Origin of the sequence: Miltoncostaea oceani (assembly GCF_018141545.1) — a bacterium.
GTDB classification, from domain to species: domain Bacteria; phylum Actinomycetota; class Thermoleophilia; order Miltoncostaeales; family Miltoncostaeaceae; genus Miltoncostaea; species Miltoncostaea oceani.
In genome coordinates this window covers 2,843,114-2,857,592 of the sequence record NZ_CP064356.1, presented here as the reverse complement: position 1 = coordinate 2,857,592, position 14,479 = coordinate 2,843,114, and the positions used below count along the sequence as shown (strand labels likewise).

Sequence of the window (14,479 nt, the reverse complement as noted above, 5' to 3'; positions counted from 1 at the left end):
GAAGCGCATGAGCGCCGTCCTGGCGGGGCGCGCCGCCGCCCCGCCGCCCGCCCCGGTCGCGCCGCCCGCCGACTGGCCCGTCCGCGAGCCCGTCGAGATCGGCGGGCTGCGGCTCGAGAACCGGCTCGTGCAGGCGCCGCTCGCGGGCATCGCCAACTGGGCGTTCCGCAGCCAGTCCCGCCGCCACGGGGCCGGCTTCACGGTGTCGGAGATGATCGCGAGCTTCGGCATCCGCTACGCCAACCGCAAGACGCTCGGGATGCTGCAGATCGCGCCGGGGGAGCACCCCGTCGGCGTCCAGGTGTTCGGCGCCGACGTCGACGCCATGGTCGAGGCCGCCCGCGCGGTCGAGGCCGCGGGCGCCGACCTCGTCGACATCAACATGGGCTGCCCCGTCCCCAAGATCTGCAAGACGGGCGCCGGCGCCGCCCTGCTCGCCGACCCGGAGGCCGCCGCCCGCATCGTCGAGGCGATGGTCCGCGCCGTCGACGTCCCCGTCACGGTCAAGATGCGCCGCGGCCTCACCCCCGGCACGTCCGTCCCGCTGGAGACCGCGCGCCGCTTCGAGGCGGCCGGCGCCGCCGCGATCTGCCTGCACCCGCGGGCCGCTGCCGAGGAGTACGGCGGGCACGCCGACCACCGCATCACCGCCGAGGTGGTCGAGGCCGTCGGCATCCCCGTCATCGCCAGCGGCGACATCGCCACGCCCGAGGACGCGCGCCGGGTGCTCGACACCACCGGCTGCGCCGCGATCGCCGTCGGGCGCGCCGCCCTCGGCAACCCGTGGGTCTTCGGCGAGATCCTCTCCGGGGTCCCCCGCGCGCGGCCGACGCTCGCCGAGGTCGTGGAGGAGATGGCCCTCTTCGCCGGCGACGCGCGCCTCGCGCTCGGCGACGGCCGGGTCGTCGGCTTCATGCGCAAGTTCTACCCCTGGTACCTCGCGGGGCAGGACGTCGGCCACGGCGTGCTCGGCGAGATGCTCACCGCGCCGACCGTCGAGGGCGCCCTCGACCGCCTGCGGCCGCTCGTGGACGCCTCCGCGGCCGCTTGATTACGCGGGGCGACGCGGTTACCTTTCCGGGCCGCTCACGGGCCGCACCGCTCCTACACGAAGGAGACCCACCCGATGGACCGCGAAGTGATCCTGACGGAAGAGGGCTTTGCCAAGCTCAAGGACGAGATCGAGTACCTCTCGACGACGAAGCGTCGCGAGGTGGCCGAGCGCATCAAGGAGGCCCGCGAGTTCGGTGACATCTCCGAGAACTCGGAGTACGACGACGCGAAGAACGAGCAGGCGCAGCTCTTCTACCGCATCCAGACGCTCGAGCAGAAGCTGCGCAACGCCCGCGTCGTGGACACGGAGCACCTGTCGACCGACACGGTCTCCATCGGGGCGCGCGTCACGCTGAAGGACGTCAAGAGCAAGACGACGCGCGAGTACTCGATCGTCGGCTCGGCCGAGGCCGACCCCAAGAACCAGCGCCTCTCCAACGAGAGCCCCGTCGGGAAGGCCCTCCTCGGCAAGAAGAAGGGCGAGAAGGTCACGATCCCGGCGCCGCGCGGCGCGCTCCAGTACCAGATCGTGGACATCCAGGCGGGCGACCACGGGCACTGACCCACAGGCCCCCGAGGGGGGCCTCGCGGGGCTGATCGGGGAGCGCCGGGCGAAGGCCGAGGCGCTGCGCGCCGCGGGCGTCGACCCCTTCCCGCCGCGGTTCCCGGGCCGCCGCGAGATCGCCGACGTGCGCGCCGAGCACGAGGCGCTCGAGGCCGGGGAGACGGGGGACGTGCCGGTGCGCGTCGCCGGTCGCCTGACCGGGCGCCGCGGGCAGGGCAAGGTCGCGTTCCTCGACATCGAGGACCGCTCCGGGCGCATCCAGCTCTGGGCCGCGCGCGACCGCATCGGCGACGACGCGATGGCGGCGCTCCTCGACCTCGACCTCGGCGACATCGTCGGCGCCGACGGGCCGGTGGCCCGCACCCGGCGCGGCGAGCTGAGCGTGGCGGTCGACGCGACCACGATGCTCGCCAAGTCGCTCCGCCCGCCCCCCGACAAGCACGCCGGCCTGCGCGACCCCGAGACCCGCTTCCGCCAGCGGTACCTCGACCTGATGGCCGACGCCGACGTGCGCGCCTCGTTCATCACCCGCTCGAAGGCGATCGCCACCGTCCGGCGCTACCTCGACGAGCGGGGCTTCCTCGAGGTCGAGACGCCGACGCTGCAGCCGATCTACGGCGGCGCCGCGGCCCGGCCGTTCGTCACCCACCACAACGCCCTCGACCGCGACCTCTACCTGCGGATCGCCACCGAGCTCTACCTCAAGCGCTGCCTCGTCGGCGGCCTCGAGAAGGTCTACGAGCTCGGCAAGGACTTCCGCAACGAGGGCGTCAGCCACAAGCACAACCCCGAGTTCACGATGGTGGAGACCTACGAGGCCTTCGCCGACTACCGCGACGTGATGGACATGCTCGAGGGCATGGTCGCCGCGGTCGCGACCGCCGCGACCGGTGGCACCACCGTCCCCTGGAAGGGCGGGGAGATCGACTTCGCGCCGCCGTGGCGCCGCATCGACTTCCGCGACGGCCTCCGTGAGGCGAGCGGCATCGACGTCCGGGTGCACACCGACGAGGCGTCGCTGCGCACCGCGATGCGGGCCGCCGGCCTGGACGCGCCCGACGACACGCCCTGGGCGAAGCTCGTCGACGCGCTCCTCACCCAGACCCTCGAGCCGACCCTGATCCAGCCGACGATCCTCCACGACTACCCGCTCGAGCTCTCGCCCTTCGCCAAGCGCCACACCGACGACCCCGCCGTCGTCGAGCGGTTCGAGGCGTTCGCCGGGGGCATGGAGATCGCGAACGCCTTCACGGAGCTGAACGACCCCGACGACCAGCGCGAGCGCTTCGCGATGGCCGCCCGGGACCGCGACGCCGGCGACGACGAGGCCCAGCCGATGGACGAGGACTTCCTCGCGGCGCTGGAGCACGGCATGCCGCCCACCGGCGGGCTCGGCATGGGGATCGACCGTCTCGTGATGCTCCTCACCGACCGCCACACGATCCGCGAGGTCGTGCTCTTCCCCGCCATGCGGAGCTGACGCCGGCCCCTCGCGGACCCCGGCGCGCGGGACCCCCGGCCGGTTGGCCGGGGCCTGTTGCGGGTACCACCCGTCGTCTGTGAAAACGCGACGATGGAGACCGCATGACGGACTCAGGCAAGGCCAAGGAGCTCGGCGGCAAGGCCAAGGAGGCGCTCGGCGCCGTCCGTGGCGACGAGGAGCAGAAGGCCGAGGGCCGTCAGGACCAGTCCGAGGGCAAGGCCCGCCAGGCCGGCGAGAAGGTCAAGGACGCCCTCGGGGACCTCAAGGACGCCGTCAAGCGCTCGTAGGGGAGGGACGCCGTGAAGAAGACCTTCTACGCAGGACTCGGAGTGGTCGTCTGGCGCGTCGGCAAGCGGTACGTCCGCCGCCGTGCGCGCGGGATGCGGAACGCCCTGCCGCTCTGATCCGCCGACCCGGCGGGGGACGTGCGCTATAGTCCCCCGCCGTCGTACGGACCGAGAGACCGAGGAGTAGATGGCCAAGCCACGAGGCCGAGCGAGATCGAAGACCAAGGGCCGCAAGGGCGGTGCCCCCGCCCAGCGCAAGCGCCGTCCGCAGCTCGCCGCCGAGGAGATCGACTGGAAGAACTACCCGTCGCTGCGACGGTTCGTCAGCGAGCGCGGGAAGATCCGGTCGCGTCGCATCACCGGGCTGTCGCGCCGCCAGCAGACGCTGGTCGCGAAGTCCGTGAAGCGCGCCCGCACGATGGGCCTGCTGATCTACCCCGACCAGGACCGCAAGGTACGCCACTAGGCGTCCGGGGCCGCGGTCATCATCGGACGATGATCGCGGCCCCCGCATCCTGGTCGACCCTCGTCCGGGGGGTTCCGCGGACGGGGACGACCATCCGCACGGGGGGCGAGGGGACACCGCCCGACCGCGATATTCCGGCTCGACCCCGCGCCCGCCGATGAAGGGGGCGAGAGGGGTCACCGTGCTAGGATCACCCTCTGGCGGCCCGCCGTCGGAACCTCTGTCCCCAAGCCGTGGGCGCACTCGACCGGGTGGCCGTCCGCGGGTCCCGTCCCTCGAAGTCCCGCACTCTTCAACGCCCGTCGTCCACCGCCGGCGCGGTTTTCGCGTCTCCGGGGCCGGGTGAGCAGGAAGGGGAATCCCGATGTTCGAACGGTTCACGGAGCGCGCCCGGCAGGTCGTCGTACTTGCCCAGGAGGAGGCGCGCACCCTCAAGCACAACTACATCGGGACCGAGCACATCCTTCTCGGCCTCCTGCGCGAGGAGGAGGGTCTCGCCGCGCGGGTGCTCGAGGGGCTCGAGATCACGGTCGAGGAGGTCCGCGCGCAGGTCATCCGCATCGTCGGATCCGGCGAGGAGGTCACCTCCGGCCAGATCCCGTTCACGCCGCGCGCCAAGAAGGTGCTCGAGCTGGCGCTGCGCGAGGCGCTGTCGCTCGGCCACAACTACATCGGCACCGAGCACATCCTGCTCGGCCTGGTGCGTGAGAACGAGGGCGTCGCCGCGAGGATCCTCGCCGACTTCGACGCCGACTCGGAGAAGATCCGCAACGAGATCATCCGCATGCTCTCCGGCCCCGGCCGCCGTCAGCAGGGCCAGGCCAGCGGTGGCGGGCAGAGCGGCGACAAGAAGTCGAGCAAGCTGCTCGACCAGTTCGGCCGCAACCTCACGAAGCTCGCGGCGGAGGGCAAGCTCGACCCGGTCGTCGGTCGCCAGACCGAGATCGAGCGGGTCATGCAGATCCTCTCGCGCCGCACCAAGAACAACCCGGTCCTGATCGGTGAGCCCGGCGTGGGCAAGACCGCCGTCATCGAGGGCCTGGCGCAGCGCATCGCGAGCAACGAGGTCCCGGAGCTCCTCCGGAACAAGCAGATCTACACGCTCGACCTCGCGGCCCTCGTCGCCGGCTCCAAGTACCGCGGCGAGTTCGAGGAGCGCCTGAAGAAGGTGATGAAGGAGATCACCCAGCGCGGCGACATCATCCTGTTCATCGACGAGCTGCACAATCTCGTCGGCGCGGGCGCCGCCGAGGGCGCGATCGACGCGGCCTCCATCCTGAAGCCGGCACTCGCACGTGGCGAGCTGCAGACCGTCGGCGCCACGACGCTCGACGAGTACCGCAAGTACCTCGAGCGGGACTCGGCCCTCGAGCGCCGGTTCCAGAAGATCCAGGTCGACGAGCCCTCCCAGGAGGAGACCGAGCAGATCCTGCGCGGCCTCCGCGACCGGTACGAGGCCCACCACCGGGTCACGATCACCGACGAGGCGCTCGCCGCCGCCGCCAACCTGGCGGACCGCTACATCGCCGACCGGTTCCTGCCGGACAAGGCGATCGACCTCATCGACGAGGCGTCGTCGCGGATGCGCATCCGGACGATGACCGCGCCCCCGACCTACCGGGAGCTCGAGGAGGAGATCGACCAGGTCCGCAAGGAGAAGGAAGCGGCCATCGAGGCGCAGGAGTTCGAGAAGGCCGCCAACCTCCGCGACAAGGAGCGGCGCCTCACGAACAAGAAGCGCGAGCTCGAGGAGCAGTGGAAGAGCGACGAGGGCGGCCCGCGGGCCTCCATCGGCGAGGAGGAGATCGCCGACATCGTCTCGATGTGGACCGGCATCCCGGTGTTCAAGCTCACCGAGGCCGAGACGCAGAAGCTGCTGCGGATGGAGGACGAGCTCCACAAGCGCGTCATCGGGCAGGAGCAGGCCATCAAGGCCGTCTCCCGCGCGATCCGCCGCGCCCGCGCCGGCATCAAGGACCCGAAGCGCCCGTCCGGCTCGTTCATCTTCCTCGGCCCCTCGGGCGTCGGGAAGACCGAGCTGGCCCGCACGCTCGCGGAGTTCCTGTTCGGCGACGAGAGCGCGCTGATCCAGGTCGACATGTCCGAGTACATGGAGAAGCACGCGGTGTCGCGGCTGGTGGGCTCGCCCCCCGGCTACATCGGGTACGACGAGGGCGGCCAGCTCACCGAGCAGGTCCGTCGCAAGCCGTACTCGGTGATCCTGCTCGACGAGGTCGAGAAGGCGCACCCCGAGGTCTTCAACATCCTCCTGCAGATCCTGGAGGACGGGCGCCTCACCGACGCCCAGGGCCGCTCGGTCGACTTCCGCAACGCGATCCTGATCATGACGTCGAACATCGGCGCCGCGACCATCTCGCGGAACACGCCGCTGGGCTTCTCGGTCACGGACGAGACCGGCCTGTCCTACGACGACATGAAGTCGCGGATCATGGGCGAGCTCAAGCGCGTCTTCCGGCCCGAGCTGATCAACCGCATCGACGAGATCATCGTCTTCCACAAGCTCACCAAGGAGGAGATCACCCAGATCGTCGATCTGCTCCTCGTCCGGCTCCAGAACCAGATGAAGGAGCACGGGCTGGCCCTCCGCCTCACGGACGACGCGAAGGACCTCCTGGTCGAGCAGGGCTACGACCCGACGATGGGCGCCCGGCCGCTGCGCCGCGCGATCCAGCGCCTGATCGAGGACCCGCTCTCCGACCGCCTGCTCTCCGGTGGCTTCATCGACGGCAGCAGCGTGGTGGTCGACCGGGACGGCGAGGAGATGAAGCTCGTCGTGACCGAGCCCGAGCCCCAGCCCGAGACGGTCGGCGCGGCTGCCGGCGCGGCCTCCGAGGAGTCGCCCGCCGGACCGAGCGAGTCGTAATCCCCGGGCGAGGGTCTGGCGTGGCGCAGACGCGTCCACGGGTCGTCTATTCCTGCGGGGCCTGCGGTGCGCAGGCCCCGCGTTGGGTCGGGCGGTGCGCGACGTGCGGTGAGTGGGGGACCGTGGCCGAGGAGGCCACCCCCGCACCCTCCCCCCGTCGCGGGCCGATCGGTCCCGTGCCCGTCGTCACCCGGCTGGCCGACCTCACCGACGACGCCCCCGCGCGCCGCCGGACGGGGATCGGCGAGCTCGACCGGGTGCTGGGCGGCGGCCTCGTGCCGGGCTCCCTCGTCCTGCTGGGCGGCGAGCCCGGCATCGGCAAGAGCACCCTCGTCCTGCAGGCCCTCGCCGGGGTCGCCCTCGCCGGGCGCGCGATGCTGGTCACCGGCGAGGAGTCGGCGATCCAGGTGCGCGGCCGCGCGGAGCGCCTCACCTGCGAGTGCGGGCAGATCCAGGTGCTCGCCGAGACGCGCCTCGAGGGCGTGCTCGCGGCGATCGAGGCCCACACGCCCGACGTCGTCGCCATCGACTCCGTCCAGACGCTCCACTCGGACGCCGTGGAGGGCGCCCCCGGCGCCCCGAACCAGGTCCGCGCGGTCACCGTCGAGCTGATGCGCGCCGCGAAGGAGCGCGGGGTGACGGTGCTGCTCGTCGGGCAGGTGACGAAGGACGGCGGCCTCGCCGGCCCCCGCACCCTGGAGCACCTCGTCGACTGCGTCCTCTCCTTCGAGGGCGACGACATGCGCGCGCACCGCGTGCTGCGCGCCACCAAGAACCGCTTCGGCTCGACGAACGAGACCGGCATCTTCGAGATGCGCGCCTCGGGGCTCGAGTCGGTCGAGGACCCGACCCGGTTGTACCTCGCCGAGGCCGGCGAGCGCGTCGGGTCGTGCGTGTTCCCCGCCGTCGAGGGCAGCCGCTCGCTGCTCGTCGAGGTGCAGGCGCTGGTGGGCCCCACCGAGATCGTGCCCCCGCGGCGGGTGGCCATCGGCGTCGACCGCACCCGGCTCGCCCAGGTGATCGCCGTGCTATCGCGCCACGCCGGCGTGCGCCTCGGCGACGCGGACGTGTTCGTGAGCGTCGCGGGTGGCGCCCGGGCGCTCGATCCGGCGGCCGACCTCGCCATGGCGCTGGCCATCACCAGCGCCCACCGCGGGGTGCCGCTGGCGCCCGGCTCCGCCGCGTTCGGCGAGCTCGGGCTGACCGGCGCGATCCGGCCCTCCGGGCACGGTGTGCGCCGGCTGGCCGCGATGGCGTCCCACGGCATCGATGTCGCGGTGACGCCGCCGCGCGAGACCGGAGGCGACGCCTCGGCGCCGGCTCCACGAGACGTACACGCGGTCGCGGGGGTCCGGGAGGCCCTCGAGGTCGCTTTCGCCCACTGACGTGGGCATGTCCTGTCGATGACGAGTGAGGGGGAGCGGTTGTACGAGGTCGGAGACAAGGTCGTCTACCCGCACCATGGCGCGGGCAAGATCGTCAAGAAGGAACTGAAGGAGATCCTCGGGCAGCGCCGCGAGTACCTCACGATCCAGATCCTCTACAACGACATGACCGTGATGGTCCCGTGTGAGAACGCGGAGGCCGCGGGTCTGCGGAAGGTCATCGGCGAGGAGATCGTCGACGAGGTGCTGGCCGTGCTGCGCGACGACGGCACCCAGATGCCGAAGAACTGGAACCGTCGCTTCAAGCACAACCGCGACAAGATCAAGACCGGTGACATCTTCGAGCTCGCCGAGGTGGTCAGGAACCTGTCGATCCGTGACCTCGACAAGGGCCTCTCGACCGGTGAGAAGCAGATGTTCGGCCGGGCCAAGAAGATCCTCGCGAGTGAGTTGATGTACGCGCGCGACATGGAGGAGCAGGAGGCCATCGACTTCCTGGAGAACCTCCTCGAGGACATCGGTGAGCGTCGTGACGCCGATGCCGTCGCCGTGAAGAAGGGTGCCGAGGCGCTGGTCGACTAGCGAAACGGCTACCGTTTGACAGGAGGCGGTTCGGGGGCTGACAGGGAAGGGAACGGCGGTATGACTCGCCACGGTCCGGGTGGATGAGGTGACTGCGACGTGCTGATCGTCGTCAGCCGTATCGTCCTCGGCCTGCTCGTGGGCCTCGGCGCCTACCAGGCCGGGGCCGCCCTCCCCCTCGAGGAGTGGTTCGACTCGCCATGGTGGTACGCCGCGCGAGCGGCGATCACCGTGGCGGGCGTGCTCGCGGGCGTGCTGCTCGGCGGCCTGCTCGGGAAGGTGCTGCGCGACCGCCTGCGCGCCATCGACCGGGCGGCCGACCGACGCTCCGCCGCCGAGCTCATGGTCGGCGCGCTCGGCCTCGTCGTCGGCCTCGTCGCGGCCGCCCTCGCGGGCGTCGCCGTGGCGCAGCTCCCGATCATCGGCCCCTACCTGCTGCTGCCGGTGGTGCTGGTCGTCGCGTACGTGTTCAGCCGCGTCGCGGCCCGCCGCCACGTCGACATCCTGCGCCTCGTCGGCATCCGGTCGCGGTCGGCGCCGTCGTCGACCGCGACGCGCCTCATCGACACCAGCGCCATCATCGACGGCCGGCTCGTCGACGTCGTCCGCACGCGGTTCCTGTCGGGGGCGATCGTGGTCCCCGACTTCGTCCTCGACGAGCTCCAGCGGGTCGCCGACTCCGCCGACGCGTTGAAGCGCGCCCGCGGCCGACGCGGCCTCGAGATCGTGGAGGAGCTGAAGGCGACCGCCAACGGCGGCTTCTCGGTGCGCGAGGCGGACTACCCCGGCATCGAGGGCGTCGACGCGAAGCTCGTCCGCATGGCGCAGGACGTCGGCGCGTCGATCGTGACCACCGACTACAACCTGAACAAGGTCGCGCAGATCCAGGGCGTCGAGGTGCTGAACGTCAACGAGCTCGCCAACGCCCTCAAGCCGGCGGTGCTGCCCGGCGAGCCGCTGCTGGTGAAGGTCATCCGCGAGGGCCGCGAGTACGACCAGGGGGTCGCCTACCTCCAGGACGGCACCATGATCGTGGTCGAGGGCGGGCGCTCCGCCGTGGGCCGTGAGGTGACGGTCGAGGTGACCAGCGTCCTGCAGAGCCCCTCCGGCAAGATGATCTTCACGAAGCTGCCGGAGGCGCGCACCTAGACGGGGCGTCCCCTCCCGCCGGGCGCGGTGGGCGTGCGCGGGACTCACACCCGGCCGCGCGCCGCCGATCCTTTAAGCGGGCCGCATGACGCGGCCAGGCTCACAAGGACGCGTACCGCATGGATGTGGTGACCCTCTCGCACGACGGCGCGCGCTGGTCCGGCGACCGGCCCCGGCATCTCGACTCCGCCGCGACGGCGGTGATCGTGTTCGGCGCGCCCGGCCTGCGTGACCGCGACGACGTCTTCGCGGAGCTCGCCGCCGCGTTCCCCACCTCGTGCGTGATCGGCTGCTCGTCGGCGGGGGAGATCCACGGCGACACCCTCCGCGACGGGTCGCTCACCGTCGCCGTCGTGCGGTTCGCCCGCACCGCCCTCCGCGCCGCGGAGGCGCCGGTCGCCGGCCCTGCGGACTCCCGCGCCGCGGGTGCGCTCATCGCCGCCGACCTCGCCGGGCCCGGCCTGCGGGCGGTGTTCGTGCTCTCCGACGGCCTCGCCGTCAACGGCAGCGAGCTCGCGGCGGGGCTCGCCGGGGCGCTGCCCGCCGACGTCCAGGTCACCGGGGGGCTCGCGGCCGACGGCGACCGCTTCGCCAGCACGTGGGTGCTGAGCGGCGGACGCCCCCGCACCGGCATCGTCAGCGCCATCGGCCTCTACGGTCCCCACGTCGGGGTCGGGCACGGCTCGCGCGGCGGGTGGGAGAAGTTCGGCCCGGAGCGCACCGTGACCCGGTCGCACGGCAACGTCCTCTACGAGCTCGACGGGCGCCCCGCCCTCGCCCTCTACAAGGAGTACCTCGGCCGCCGCGCCGACGGCCTGCCCGCCACGGGGCCGCTGTTCCCCCTGGAGGTCCGGCTCGGCGACGGCGCCGCCCTCGTGCGGACGATCCTCGGCGTCGACGAGGACGCCCAGTCGCTGACGTTCGCGGGGGACCTGCCGACGGGGGCGCGCGCCCAGCTGATGCGGGCGAACCTCGACCGGCTCGTCGACGGCTCCGAGCAGGCGGCGTCCGGCGCGGCGGCCGCCCACGCGCCGGGCGCACCGGTGCTCGCCATCGGCATCAGCTGCGTCGGGCGGCGGCTCGTGCTCGGGGAGTTCTGCGAGGACGAGGTCGAGGCCTCCCTCGCGGTGCTGCCCGCCGGCTCGACCCAGGTGGGCTTCTACTCGTACGGCGAGATCGCGCCCGCCGGCGGTGGCACCTGCGACCTCCACAACCAGACCATGACCATCACGACGTTGTCCGAGGCGTGATGCACCGGCTGCTCGTGCGCCAGCTGCGCAAGGCGGGGCTCGTGCCCGGCGCGCCGCCGCCGGACGCCGGGTCGTGGGCCCGCCTGCTCGAGAGCGTCGACCGGTCCTACACGCAGTTCGACGAGGGCCGCTACCTGATGGACCAGTCGATGGACACGCTCTCGCGGGAGATGCGCGAGCTGCACGCCAGCCTCGCGGCCAGCCAGCTCGAGCAGGCCGCGCTGCGCCGCGTCGCCACGGCCGTCGCGGAGCGCCGCGACCTGGAGGAGCTGTTCGACCTCGTCGCCCGCGAGGCGGCGGGGGTCATGCACTGCGAGTCCGCGCGCGTGCTGCGCACCGAGCGCGGCGGCGCCACCGTCGTCGCCGGGTCGTGGATCTCCCCCGAGCTCGCCGGCCCCGCCCCCCACTGCTCGCTGACGGCGCCGATCCGCGTCGACGGCGCCGAATGGGGCGTCCTGACGGTGATGAGCGAGAACCCGGCCGGTCCCGCGGGGGCGGGACCCCTGCTCGGCGACTTCGCCGAGCTCGTCGCCGTCGCGATCTCCAACGCCGAGGACCGGGCCCGGCTCGCCGCCCAGGCGGCGACCGACTCCCTCACGGGCCTCGCCAACCACCGGGCCTTCCAGGAGCGCCTGCTCGCCGAGACGGGCCGGGCCCGCCGCCACGGTGGCGCCCTCGCCCTCATCCTGCTCGACCTCGACGCCTTCAAGGCCGTCAACGACTCCCTCGGCCACCAGGCCGGCGACGAGGTGCTCGTCGCCCTCGCGGACCGGATGCGCGCCCTCGTGCGGGACGGCGAGATGGTCGCCCGCGTCGGCGGTGAGGAGTTCGCGTGGCTCCTGCCCGAGAGCGACGTCGCCGGCGCCGTGCGCGCCGCGGAGCGCCTGCGCCGCGACGTCAGCGCCACGCCGCTCGGCCCCGTCACGCGCCAGACGGTGTCGATCGGCGTCTGCGACCTCGCGACGGCGGGCGGCGACCCGTCCGAGCTCTTCCGCCTCGCCGACGGGGCGCTCTACTGGGCGAAGCGCTCCGGCCGCGACATGACGGTGCCGTACCGCGCCGACGTGGTGACGCAGCTCTCGGCCGGCGACCACGCCTCCCAGCTCGCGCGCGAGAGCTCCCTCGCCGCGATCCGCGCCCTCGCGCGTGCCGTCGACGCGCGCCACCCCAGCACCCGTGCGCACTCCAACCGGGTCGCCGACCTCGCGGTCGCCCTCGCGGAGCGCCTCGGCTGGCCGGCGGCCCGCGTCGAGCAGCTCCGGGAGGCCGCCATCGTGCACGACGTCGGCAAGATCGGCGTGTCCGACGCGGTGCTCCTGAAGCCCGGCGGCCTGACGCCCGCCGAGTACGAACACGTGAAGGAGCACGCCACGCTCGGGGCGCGCATCGTCCCCGGGATCCTCGACGTGGAGCAGACCTCCTGGGTCCGCCACCACCACGAGCGGTGGGACGGCGCCGGCTACCCCACGGGCCTCCGCGCCCACGAGATCCCCGAGGGCGCCCGCATCATCGCGCTGGCCGACGCGTGGGAGGCGATGACCGGCGACCGCGCCCACCGGCCGCGGCTCAGCGTCGCGGACGCCCTCGCCGAGTGCCGCCGCTGCGGCGGGTCCCACTTCGACCCGACGCTCGTCATCCTCCTCGAGGGGCTCGCCGCCGCGGGCCGCCTCGGCGCGTCAGAGCTCGACCCCCAGCTCGCCCTCGTCCCCGAGCCCGAGCAGCCACTCGGCGAGGCCGACGCCCGCGTGGGGATCGCCGGCGGGGACGCCCTCGTGCCGGGCGAACGCGAAGACCGGGCGGTCCGCGGCCTCACGCTCGAGGAGGTCACGCCACCCGCGGCGTGACGCGTCGTCGTAGGCGGGGGCCCGCAGCCGGACGTAGGCGAGCGGCCCCTCGGGGAGCCGCTCGGGCAGGGCCCCCTCCGTCTCCGAGAGGCAGATCGTCCCGCCGTGTCCCGCGACGCGCTCGGCGACGGCGGGGACGTCCCACGACGGGTGCTGGAACTCGAGCGCCACCGGCAGCCACGGCGGCAGGCACGCGAGCAGGTCGGCGAGCGCGCCGTCGTCGCGTTCCTTCTCCGGCGGGATCTGCAGCAGCACCGCCCCGAGGCGCCCGCCGAGCGGGGCGATCGACGCGAGGAAGCGGGCCAGGAAGGCCTCGCCCCCGCCGTGCGGCGGCAGGACGCGGCCGTGGGTGAGGCGCCGGTGGGCCTTCGTGGCGAACCGGAACGACTCCGGCGTCTGCGCCACCCAGTTGGCGACGGCGTCGGCGGTCTGCAGCCGGTAGTGGGTGGCGTTGATCTCGCACGCCGTCAGTCGATGGGCGTAGTGGGCGAGGAACCCGTCCTGGGGGAGTCCCTCCGGGTAGAACGCGGGCCGCCACTCGCGGTACGCCCAGCCCGAGGTTCCGACGTGGAGGCTCATCCACCCCCATGCTGGCCGACGGGGCCGCGGACGTCCAACCAGACGGCGAACAGGGCGTCCACCTGGCGCAGGGGCACCGTGGCGAGCGCCTCCCGCTCGTCCTCGCCGAGTCCGCACAACCATGCGGCGCGCAACCGGATCGCCTCGGCCGCGGGGTGTGTCGGGGTCGGTGTCGTCGTGTCGGTGGCCATCGTCCTGACATCATCTCGGCTCCGGCTCGCGCCTCCATGACGGAATCTCCACGGGGGAGAGGGATTGCCCAGTCCGACGGTCGCCATCCTCGTCGCCGCAGGCGCCGGCGTGCGCATGGGGGCGGGGGTGCCGAAGGCGCTCATGCCGCTCGCCGGCCGCCCGATGCTCGCCTGGAGCGTCGCCGCCCTCGAGCGCAGCGGTCGCATCGACGCGCTCGTCGTCGTGGCCCCGCCCGGCCGGGAGGACGAGGTGGGGGCGGCCGTCTCGACGGCGGTGCCGCTGACCGTGGTCCCGGGTGGTGACAGCCGGGCCGACTCGGTGCGCCTCGGCCTGGCGGCGGCGCCCGCCGCGGCGGGCACGGTGCTGGTGCACGACGCCGCCCGCCCCCTCCTGTCCCCGGAGCTGGTGGGCGCGGTGCTCGACGCCGCGGACGGCGCCGACGGGGCGATCGCCGCGGCCCCCGTGGTCGACACGCTGAAGCGTGCCGGGGAGGGCGGGGTCATCGACGCCACCCTCCCGCGGCAGGGCCTGTGGGGCGCGCAGACGCCCCAGGCGTTCGCCGCAAACGTGCTCCGCGGCGCCGTCGACCGGGCCGCGGCGGAGGGCGCGCTGGGTGCCGCCACCGACTGCGCGTCGATGGTCGAGGCGGCGGGCGGCAGGGTGCGGCTCGTCGAGAGCGGCGGCCCGAACCTGAAGGTCACGACCCCCGCGGATCGCGCCCTGGCGGAGGCCGTCCTGGCCGCCCGTGCCCGCGAGTAGG

Annotated in this window: 13 protein-coding genes and 1 pseudogene; 12 read left to right on the top strand and 2 right to left on the bottom strand. The window is 73.2% G+C overall.

The window, feature by feature from the left end:
• Positions 1-7: 7 nt before the first annotated feature.
• From IU369_RS14600 to IU369_RS23360, 11 genes and pseudogenes are all read left to right on the top strand, one after another.
• A complete protein-coding gene (locus tag IU369_RS14600; RefSeq protein ID WP_217921714.1) occupies positions 8-1,051 on the top strand; it encodes a tRNA dihydrouridine synthase in 1,044 nt (347 codons plus the stop codon).
• 75 nt (positions 1,052-1,126) lie between these two features.
• Complete coding sequence (gene greA / locus IU369_RS14595; RefSeq protein ID WP_217921713.1) at positions 1,127-1,615, top strand: transcription elongation factor GreA; 489 nt, start codon at positions 1,127-1,129, stop codon at positions 1,613-1,615.
• Positions 1,616-1,646: 31 nt separating this feature from the next.
• Positions 1,647-3,098: a lysine--tRNA ligase gene (lysS, locus tag IU369_RS14590; protein ID WP_217924380.1), complete on the top strand. Its 1,452-nt coding sequence runs from the start codon at positions 1,647-1,649 to the stop codon at positions 3,096-3,098.
• Positions 3,099-3,202: 104 nt separating this feature from the next.
• Positions 3,203-3,388, top strand: a complete 186-nt coding sequence (locus IU369_RS14585; RefSeq protein ID WP_217921712.1) for a CsbD family protein — start codon at positions 3,203-3,205, stop codon at positions 3,386-3,388.
• A 187-nt stretch (positions 3,389-3,575) separates the two neighbouring features.
• Positions 3,576-3,854, top strand: a complete 279-nt coding sequence (rpsR, locus tag IU369_RS14580; protein WP_217921711.1) for a 30S ribosomal protein S18 — start codon at positions 3,576-3,578, stop codon at positions 3,852-3,854.
• Between the two features lie 364 nt (positions 3,855-4,218).
• Positions 4,219-6,738, top strand: coding sequence for an ATP-dependent Clp protease ATP-binding subunit (locus tag IU369_RS14575; RefSeq protein ID WP_217921710.1), 2,520 nt, complete (start codon positions 4,219-4,221; stop codon positions 6,736-6,738).
• A 20-nt stretch (positions 6,739-6,758) separates the two neighbouring features.
• The gene (radA, locus tag IU369_RS14570; protein WP_217921709.1) at positions 6,759-8,123 is read left to right on the top strand and encodes a DNA repair protein RadA; all 1,365 of its coding nucleotides are present in this window, start codon (positions 6,759-6,761) and stop codon (positions 8,121-8,123) included.
• A gap of 18 nt (positions 8,124-8,141) precedes the next feature.
• Complete coding sequence (locus IU369_RS14565) at positions 8,142-8,705, top strand: CarD family transcriptional regulator (protein ID WP_217921708.1); 564 nt, start codon at positions 8,142-8,144, stop codon at positions 8,703-8,705.
• A 99-nt stretch (positions 8,706-8,804) separates the two neighbouring features.
• Positions 8,805-9,854, top strand: a complete 1,050-nt coding sequence (locus IU369_RS14560) for a PIN/TRAM domain-containing protein (RefSeq protein WP_217921707.1) — start codon at positions 8,805-8,807, stop codon at positions 9,852-9,854.
• Positions 9,855-9,973: 119 nt separating this feature from the next.
• Positions 9,974-11,104 carry an FIST signal transduction protein gene (locus IU369_RS14555; protein WP_217921706.1) on the top strand — a complete coding sequence of 377 codons (1,131 nt, stop codon included), beginning with the start codon at positions 9,974-9,976 and terminating at the stop codon, positions 11,102-11,104.
• Positions 11,104-12,723, top strand: a pseudogene (locus IU369_RS23360) (diguanylate cyclase); the annotation flags it as partial. The gene IU369_RS14555 and the pseudogene IU369_RS23360, both read left to right, overlap by 1 nt.
• A gap of 57 nt (positions 12,724-12,780) precedes the next feature.
• On the opposite strand, the gene IU369_RS23355 reads toward IU369_RS23360, so the two are convergent.
• Both IU369_RS23355 and IU369_RS14545 read right to left on the bottom strand, forming a co-directional pair.
• Positions 12,781-13,527, bottom strand: a complete 747-nt coding sequence (locus tag IU369_RS23355; protein ID WP_246551273.1) for a DUF72 domain-containing protein — start codon at positions 13,525-13,527, stop codon at positions 12,781-12,783.
• Positions 13,524-13,718: a hypothetical protein gene (locus tag IU369_RS14545; RefSeq protein ID WP_217921704.1), complete on the bottom strand. Its 195-nt coding sequence runs from the start codon at positions 13,716-13,718 to the stop codon at positions 13,524-13,526. Before IU369_RS14545 ends, IU369_RS23355 begins: the two co-directional genes overlap by 4 nt.
• A gap of 64 nt (positions 13,719-13,782) precedes the next feature.
• On the opposite strand from IU369_RS14545, the gene ispD reads away from it, so the two are divergent.
• Positions 13,783-14,478: a 2-C-methyl-D-erythritol 4-phosphate cytidylyltransferase gene (gene ispD / locus IU369_RS14540; protein WP_217921703.1), complete on the top strand. Its 696-nt coding sequence runs from the start codon at positions 13,783-13,785 to the stop codon at positions 14,476-14,478.
• The last annotated feature ends 1 nt before the right edge of the window (position 14,479 follow it).

Coding starts and splice junctions, on each gene's coding strand:
- greA (WP_217921713.1), top strand. CDS start 1,127: ATGGACCGCGAAGTGATCCTGACGGAAGAGGGCTTTGCCAAGCTCAAG.
- IU369_RS23355 (WP_246551273.1), bottom strand. CDS start 13,527: ATGAGCCTCCACGTCGGAACCTCGGGCTGGGCGTACCGCGAGTGGCGG.
- IU369_RS14600 (WP_217921714.1), top strand. CDS start 8: ATGAGCGCCGTCCTGGCGGGGCGCGCCGCCGCCCCGCCGCCCGCCCCG.
- IU369_RS14545 (WP_217921704.1), bottom strand. CDS start 13,718: ATGGCCACCGACACGACGACACCGACCCCGACACACCCCGCGGCCGAG.
- IU369_RS14555 (WP_217921706.1), top strand. CDS start 9,974: ATGGATGTGGTGACCCTCTCGCACGACGGCGCGCGCTGGTCCGGCGAC.
- rpsR (WP_217921711.1), top strand. CDS start 3,576: ATGGCCAAGCCACGAGGCCGAGCGAGATCGAAGACCAAGGGCCGCAAG.
- IU369_RS14585 (WP_217921712.1), top strand. CDS start 3,203: ATGACGGACTCAGGCAAGGCCAAGGAGCTCGGCGGCAAGGCCAAGGAG.
- IU369_RS14565 (WP_217921708.1), top strand. CDS start 8,142: ATGACGAGTGAGGGGGAGCGGTTGTACGAGGTCGGAGACAAGGTCGTC.
- IU369_RS14575 (WP_217921710.1), top strand. CDS start 4,219: ATGTTCGAACGGTTCACGGAGCGCGCCCGGCAGGTCGTCGTACTTGCC.